Source organism: uncultured Arenimonas sp., from assembly GCF_963976025.1.
Classification (GTDB): Bacteria; Pseudomonadota; Gammaproteobacteria; order Xanthomonadales; family Xanthomonadaceae; genus Arenimonas.
The window spans coordinates 21,970-28,477 of record NZ_CAXBJS010000013.1 but is presented as its reverse complement, the minus strand read 5'-3'; the positions used below and the strand labels follow the sequence as shown (position 1 = coordinate 28,477).

Sequence of the window (6,508 nt, the reverse complement as noted above, 5' to 3'; positions counted from 1 at the left end):
CGGCGTCGCGGCCAACGACCCCGGCCGCAAGGTGTCCAAGCTGCGCATCCTGCTGCTGGTGGCCGTGCTGATCACCGGCGTGGTGATGACGGCCCGGACGCTGCTGGCCTGATCAGGGTCACACCCTTCCCCTGCGCGGCGTCCCGGGTTTGAATCCCACCCGGAGCACACCATGAGCACGGACCTCGTCCAAAGCCTGATCCACGCCCACCTGCCGGCCGCCGCCCGCGGCGACCGCGAGGCCTACGGCCGCATCGTCGCCGGCTGCCAGGGCACCGTCGCTTCGATCGCCCTGGCGATCGTGCGCGATGTGCCCACAAGCGAAGACGTCGCCCAGGAAGCCTTCCTGTCGGCCTGGCAGAACCTGAAAAAGCTGCAGAACCCCGACAGTTTCCTGCCCTGGCTGCGCCAGATCACCCGCAACCTGGCCCGCGACCACCTGCGCGCCCAGGTCCGGCGCCGTGAACCCGATGGTGACGTCGAGGCGCTGCTGGCCCAGGTCGCCGACCCGCATCCGCAGCCCTGCGAACAGGCCGCCGAGCACGAGGAGCACGACATCGCCGCCGCGGTGATCGACAGCCTGCCCGAGGAAAGCCGCGAGGTGCTGCTGCTGTATTACCGCGAAGGCCAGAATTCGCGCCAGGTTGCCGGCCTGCTGGGCCTGCAGGACGCCGCCGTGCGCAAGCGCCTGCAGCGCGCCCGCGACCGGGTGCGCGGCGAACTGCTGGAACGGCTGGGCAAGTTCGCCCGCGGCACGGCACCGGGCCTGGCCTTCACCACCGCAGTGGCGACGGCGCTGACGATCGCCGCGCCGCCGGCCGCAGCGGCCACCGCCCTGGGCGCTGGTGCGCTCGGTGGCGCCAAGGGCCTGGCCAAGCTCGGTCTGGGCGCGTTCGGGGCGGCGGCGGCGGGCATCATCGGCGGCCTGATGGGCCTGTGGCTCGGCGTGCGCCGCTACCTGCGCGAGCCCTTCGACGAGCGCGAGCGTCGTGGCGTGCTGCTCTACGTGGCCGTGGGCGCCCTGCTGGTGGTTGGCTTCAGCGTCGGCATCAACCTGCTGGCGAAGGTGCCCGGCTGGGTGCCGCACCTGGCGCTGTCGCTGGGTTTCATGGTCGGCATCTTGCTGCTGTGCGTCGTGTGGCTGCCGCGGGTGCTGGCCCCGCGCCTGGCGCGCGAACGCGAACTGGACCCGATCGGCGCCACGCGGCGGCAGGCACGCCAGCGCCGCATCGGTCGCATCGGCGCCATCGCGGGCCTGCTGCTGGGTTCGGCGGGTCTGGTGCTGGGGCTGTGGCTCAGCGGCCGGATGGGCTGAGCCCAGCGCCTACATCGTGTGCGTGGGCTTGTCGGCTTCGAGCGTGCCGGCCAGGAAGGTTTCGATCTTGCCCTTCACGGCTTCGGCCTCGGCGGTATCGGCGAACTGCACGCCGATGCCAGCGCCGCGATTGCCCTGCGCACCCGCCGGCGTCAGCCAGACGACCTTGCCGGCCACAGGCAGGCGGTCCTTTTCTTCCATCAGCGACAGCAGGATGAACACCTCGTCGCCCAGGGAATAACGTTTGGTGGTGGGCACGAAGATGCCGCCACCCTTCACGAAGGGCATGTAGGCGTTGTAGAGCGCCGCCTTGTCCTTGATGGCCAGGGACAGGATGCCCTGCCTCGCGCCTGCGCCGCCTCCGATCATCGTCGTGCTCCCGTCCTTGCCGTGTCCTTGAACATGCTACGCCATTCGAGCAGCAGCCCGGCCAATGCCAGGTCGTGGCGCAGGGCCGGCAGCCGCAGCTGGTTGCGCAGCCGGTTGGCGGCGTCGAACCATGCCGAGAGCTTCTGGAAATCGCCCGGCAGGGTCAAGCCCGGTGCCGGCGCCCCGGCGAGGCGGTGCGAAAGCCCATCCAGCACGGCTTCGGCGGCGAACCGCAGGCGCAGCGGCGCCAGTTCGTCGCCCAGCCAGGCCGTGGCCAGTTCGACCGGGGCGCGCCGGCCTTCGGCCAGGGCGTCGAGTTCGTTCATGACGTCGCCGCGCAGGGCCAGGTGGCCACCGTCGAGCCAGTCCGCGGCCAGGCCCGGATGGCCACGGGCGGCGTCCAGGGCGCGCTGGCGCGCCTGCGGGCCATGGCCCTTGGCGGCCAGCCAGGCTTCTGCCTCATCGCGCGGCGGCAGCCGGAACTCCAGGCGCTGGCAGCGGCTGCGGATGGTCGCCGGCAGCCGGCCGGGCTGGTCGGTCACCAGCAGCAGGTAACGCCCGGGCGCGGGTTCTTCCAGGGTCTTGAGCAGGGCGTTGGCGGCGGCGGTGTTGAGCGCATGCGCCGGTTCGACCAGGGCGACCTGGGCGCCGCCCAGCTGCGGCGTCAGCGCGAACCAGTGGCCCAGGGCGCGCATCTGGTCGACGACGATCTCGCTGCGCAGCTTGTCGCCCTTGTCGTTGGGAATGAAGCTGACGTGCTTGAAGTCGGCATGGGTGCCGGCCTCGAACTGGCGGCAGCCTCGGCAGGCGCCGCAGGCCTGGCCATCGGCCGCCGGCGTGGCGCACAGCAGGCGGCGTGAAAGCCGCAGCGCGACCTCGCGCTTGCCCATCAGCGCCGGGCCCATCAGCAGCAGCGCGTGGCCAAGCCGGCCTTCCGTCAGCGCACCGATGGCCTGGTCGTACTGGCGCTGCTGCCAGGGCGCGAGCTCGCTCACGGCCGGTTCCCCAGCCAGGTACGCAGGGCGGCCACGGCGGCGTCGCGCACGGCGTCGGCCGACTGGCTGGCGTCGATCACCCGGAAGCGCTGCGGTTCGGCGGCGGCACGGGCCAGGTAGGTGCCGCGCACGCGTTCGAAGAAGTCCTCGCGTTCGGATTCGATGCGGTCCGGTTCGCCGCCGCGCGAACGCGCGCGTTCCAGGCCCTGGGCCACGCCGACGTCGAGCAGGAAGGTCAGGTCCGGGCGCAGGCCCGCCGCCCAGCGTTCGAGTTCGGCGATGTGGCCGGCATCGAGCCCGCGGCCGCCGCCCTGGTAGGCAAAACTCGCATCGGTGAAGCGGTCGGCCAGCACCGCGGCGCCACGTCCGAGCGCCGGGCGGATGACCCGGCGCACCAGCTGCGCGCGCGCCGCGAACATAAGCAGCAGTTCGGCTTCCGGCACCAGCTCGCGGCCGGGCGCCAGAAGCAGCTCGCGGATGGCTTCGCCTTCGGGCGTGCCGCCGGGTTCGCGCGTGCAAACGACCTCGCGGCCGCCTTCGGCCAGCACTTCGCGCAGCGCCGCCAGCACGGTGGACTTGCCGGCGCCCTCGCCGCCTTCGAGGCTGATGAAGAGTCCGGGCATCAGCGGCACCGCTTGAGCTGGTGGCAGGCCACCGCACGATTGTGTTCGGCCAGCGTCGACGAAAACACGTGGCTGCCGTCGCCCCGGGAAACGAAGTACAGGGTATTGCCGGGCAGCGGGTTCGCGGCGGCTTCCAGCGCGGCGCGGCCGGGCATGGCGATCGGCGTCGGCGGCAGGCCACCGCGGGTGTAGGTGTTGTAGGGCGTGTCGGTGGTGAGGTCGCTGCGGCGGATATTGCCGTCGTAGGCGCTGCCCATGCCGTAGATGACGGTCGGGTCGGTCTGCAGGCGCATGCCCAGCCGCAGCCGGCGCACGAACACGCCGGCGATCTCCGGCCGCTCCGAGGCCTTGCCGGTTTCCTTTTCGATGATCGAGGCGAGCGTGAGCAGCTGGTCCGGCGTCTCCAGCGGCAGGTCGTCCGCACGACCCTCCCAGGCATCGGCCAGGACCTTGTCCATGGCCAGCAGCGCGCGCCGCAGCAGGTCGAGGTCGCTCATGCCGCGGGTGTAGTGGTAGGTCTCGGGCAGGAAACGGCCTTCCGGATGCACGCCTTCGCGGCCCAGCGCCGCCATCAGCGCGGCGTCATCGGTATCGGCCAGGGTCTGGCGAATGCGTTCGTCGCGGGCCAGCGCCGCGCGCAGTTCGCGCAGGTTCCAGCCTTCGACGAGGGTGAAGCGGTAGTGGATGACGTCGCCGCGCTCAAGCTTGCGCAGCAGTTCGGCCGGGGTGATGCCGTGGCGGATGGTGTAGTCGCCCACCTGCAGGCGCGAGACCACCTTCATTTCGTGGGCCAGCGCCTTCCATTCCAGGTCGTGGCCTTCGTGCACGCCCAGCTCGCGCAGCTTGTCGAGGATGTCCTGGAAACCATCGCCCGATTCGACCACCAGGATGCGCTCGGACTGGGCCAGGGCGATCGGGGTGTTGGCGAAACCCTCGTAGCGCTGCCAGAACCAGCCGCCCAGGGCGACCGCGACCAGCAGGGTAAGCGCCACCAGGGCCTTGAGCAGTTTGTGCGACGAAGACTTCGGCAAGGGGGGCTCCGGTCAGGCGGCCGACAGTTCGCGGCCCAGGTCCCGGCGCAGGCTTTCGGTCGCCGGGTGCGATGGCCAGCAGATGTCGTCGAGCTGTCCGACCGGCAGGATACCGCGCACGGCATTGCACAGGAAAAGCGCCTCGGCCGACGCGAGGTCTTCCGGCCGAAGCGTCGCCTGCGCGGCGTCGGGCGCGTTGGCCAGCAGCCAGGCCCGCGCCAGGCCGGCGACGCCGCCGTCGGCCAGCGCAGGCGTCAGCCAGCGGCCATCGATGCGCGCGAACAGGTTGGCCGAGGTGGCGCAGCCCACGTGGCCCCTGGCATCGAGCATCAGGCCGTCGTGGATAGCCGGGTCCTGCCACTCGGCGCGGGCCAGCACCTGGTCGAGCCGGTTGAGGTGTTTGATGCCCGCCAGCGCCGGCTGCAGCGACAGCCGCGTCTTGCACCAGCGCAGGCGCAGCGCGCCCGGCGTCGGCGGCAGCGCGTGCAGGGACAGCACCAGGGCGGGCTCGGGCGCTGCGGGCGGCGCGTAGCCACGGCCACCGGCGCCGCGGGTCAGCAGCAGCTTCAGCACCGCCTGTTCCGGCGCGGCCTCGAGCAACTGACCAGCCTGCGCCTTCAGCCAACCGGCGTCGGGCGCCGGGAAACCCAGCACGGTGGCGCCGCGGGCCAGCCGGGCAAGGTGCGTGTCCCACCAGGGAATGCGCCCCGCGGCGACCCGCATGGTTTCGAACAGGCCGTCGCCGTAGGCAAGGCCGCGGTCGGCGGGATCAAGCGCCGGTACGGCTTCGCGGCCGAGGAACAGGCGGGTGGCGAGCGCGCTCACCCGGTGGCCCCCAGCGCACGCAGCAGGCCGCGGGCCTTGGCGCGGGTTTCTTCGAGTTCGCGGTCCGCATCGGAGTCCACGACGATGCCGGCGCCGGTGCGGAACTGCAGCTGGTCGCCGTCGAGCCAGGCGCTGCGGATCAGGATGTTCAGGTCCATGTCGCCATCATGGCCCAGGTAGCCGAAAGCGCCGGTGTAGGCGCCCCGCCCTTCGCCTTCGAGCTCGGCGATGATTTCCATGCAGCGCACCTTCGGCGCCCCGGTGATCGTGCCGCCGGGGAACACGGCGCGCACGACCGCGCCCGGCGTCGCACCCTCGCGCAGCGTGCCGGTGACGTTGGAAACGATGTGGTGCACGTGGGCGTAACTTTCCACGCCCATCAGCTCGTCCACGCGCACGCTGCCGGGTTCGCAGACGCGGCCCAGGTCATTGCGCTCGAGATCTATGAGCATCACGTGTTCGGCGCGTTCCTTGGGGTTGCCGACCAGGTCGCGGATGCGGGCCTGGTCGTCGTCGCCGGGAAAACGCGGGCGGGTACCGGCGATCGGGCGCGTGTCGACGCGGCGGCCGCGCACCGACACCAGGCGCTCGGGCGACGAACTCAGCAGCGCGGCGTCACCATGGCGCATCAGGCCGGCGAAGGGCGCGGGATTGTTCTCGCGCAGCCGCGCATACACGGCGGCCGGGTCCGGCGCCGATTCGAAGCGGGCGCGCCAGGCGCGCGACAGGTTCACCTGGAAGACGTCGCCGGCGCGCAGGTAGTCGTGGATGCGGGCGACGCCGTCGGTGAAGCGGCCGGGCCGGTCTTCCTCGAGCACGGGCGGCGCGAATCCGCCGGCTTCCGGTGCCATCGCCGCGCCGGCCAGTTCATCGAGCCAGTGCGCCGAACCGGCTTCGGCGACGGCCAGGCACCGGCCGCTGTCGCGGTCGCGCAGCACGGCGGCCGGGCAGCGCCAGGCAATCGCCACCGGCAGCGGGCCGGGCGCCAGGGGCAGCCGCAGCCGCGGTTCCACCTGCGCCGCCAGTTCGTAGGCCAGGAACAGGGCCCAGCCACCCCGGAACGGCAGGGCCGGGTCGCCGGGCGGCTGCCGCGCCGCCGACCAGCGGGCATCGAGTTCGCCCAGGAAATCCAGGCCAATGACCGCGCCGTCGGGCAGGGATCGCACGTGGCCGTCCACGTCCAGGCGCAGGCCCTCGCCGTCTGTGGCCAGCAGCAGGTCCCAGCGGGAAAGTGCGTTGCCGCCCGCCACGCTTTCGAGCAGCAGCGGGAAACGGGCCGGATCGGCCGACTGCAGGCGCAGCAGGTCGGTGCCCGGCGGCAGCGCGAGGGTGTTCATCGCGGGGGCCGGG

Annotated in this window: 7 protein-coding genes; 1 reads left to right on the top strand and 6 read right to left on the bottom strand. The window is 72.2% G+C overall.

Going from position 1 to position 6,508, the window contains the following annotated elements; all coding sequences use genetic code 11:
* Positions 1–172: 172 nt before the first annotated feature.
* A complete protein-coding gene (locus tag AACZ35_RS02005; RefSeq protein ID WP_339825435.1) occupies positions 173–1,315 on the top strand; it encodes an RNA polymerase sigma factor in 1,143 nt (380 codons plus the stop codon).
* 9 nt (positions 1,316–1,324) lie between these two features.
* On the opposite strand, the gene AACZ35_RS02000 is transcribed toward AACZ35_RS02005, so the two are convergent.
* The 6 genes from AACZ35_RS02000 to AACZ35_RS01975 are packed head-to-tail and all read right to left on the bottom strand — an operon-like array spanning position 1,325 to position 6,495.
* Entirely contained in the window at positions 1,325–1,684 is a 360-nt protein-coding gene (locus AACZ35_RS02000) for a PilZ domain-containing protein (RefSeq protein WP_188661472.1), read from the bottom strand.
* Positions 1,681–2,679, bottom strand: a complete 999-nt coding sequence (locus AACZ35_RS01995; RefSeq protein WP_339825431.1) for a DNA polymerase III subunit delta' — start codon at positions 2,677–2,679, stop codon at positions 1,681–1,683. The genes AACZ35_RS02000 and AACZ35_RS01995 overlap by 4 nt, the downstream gene beginning before the upstream one ends.
* Positions 2,676–3,302 (bottom strand): dTMP kinase, encoded by a 627-nt coding sequence (tmk, locus tag AACZ35_RS01990; protein WP_339825429.1) that lies wholly within the window; start codon positions 3,300–3,302, stop codon positions 2,676–2,678. Before tmk ends, AACZ35_RS01995 begins: the two co-directional genes overlap by 4 nt.
* A complete protein-coding gene (mltG, locus tag AACZ35_RS01985) occupies positions 3,302–4,333 on the bottom strand; it encodes an endolytic transglycosylase MltG (RefSeq protein ID WP_339825426.1) in 1,032 nt (343 codons plus the stop codon). The genes tmk and mltG overlap by 1 nt, the downstream gene beginning before the upstream one ends.
* A gap of 12 nt (positions 4,334–4,345) precedes the next feature.
* Positions 4,346–5,158, bottom strand: coding sequence for an aminodeoxychorismate lyase (pabC, locus tag AACZ35_RS01980; RefSeq protein WP_339825425.1), 813 nt, complete (start codon positions 5,156–5,158; stop codon positions 4,346–4,348).
* Entirely contained in the window at positions 5,155–6,495 is a 1,341-nt protein-coding gene (locus AACZ35_RS01975) for an aminodeoxychorismate synthase component I (RefSeq protein ID WP_339825422.1), read from the bottom strand. The genes pabC and AACZ35_RS01975 overlap by 4 nt, the downstream gene beginning before the upstream one ends.
* Between the last annotated feature and the right edge of the window lie 13 nt (positions 6,496–6,508).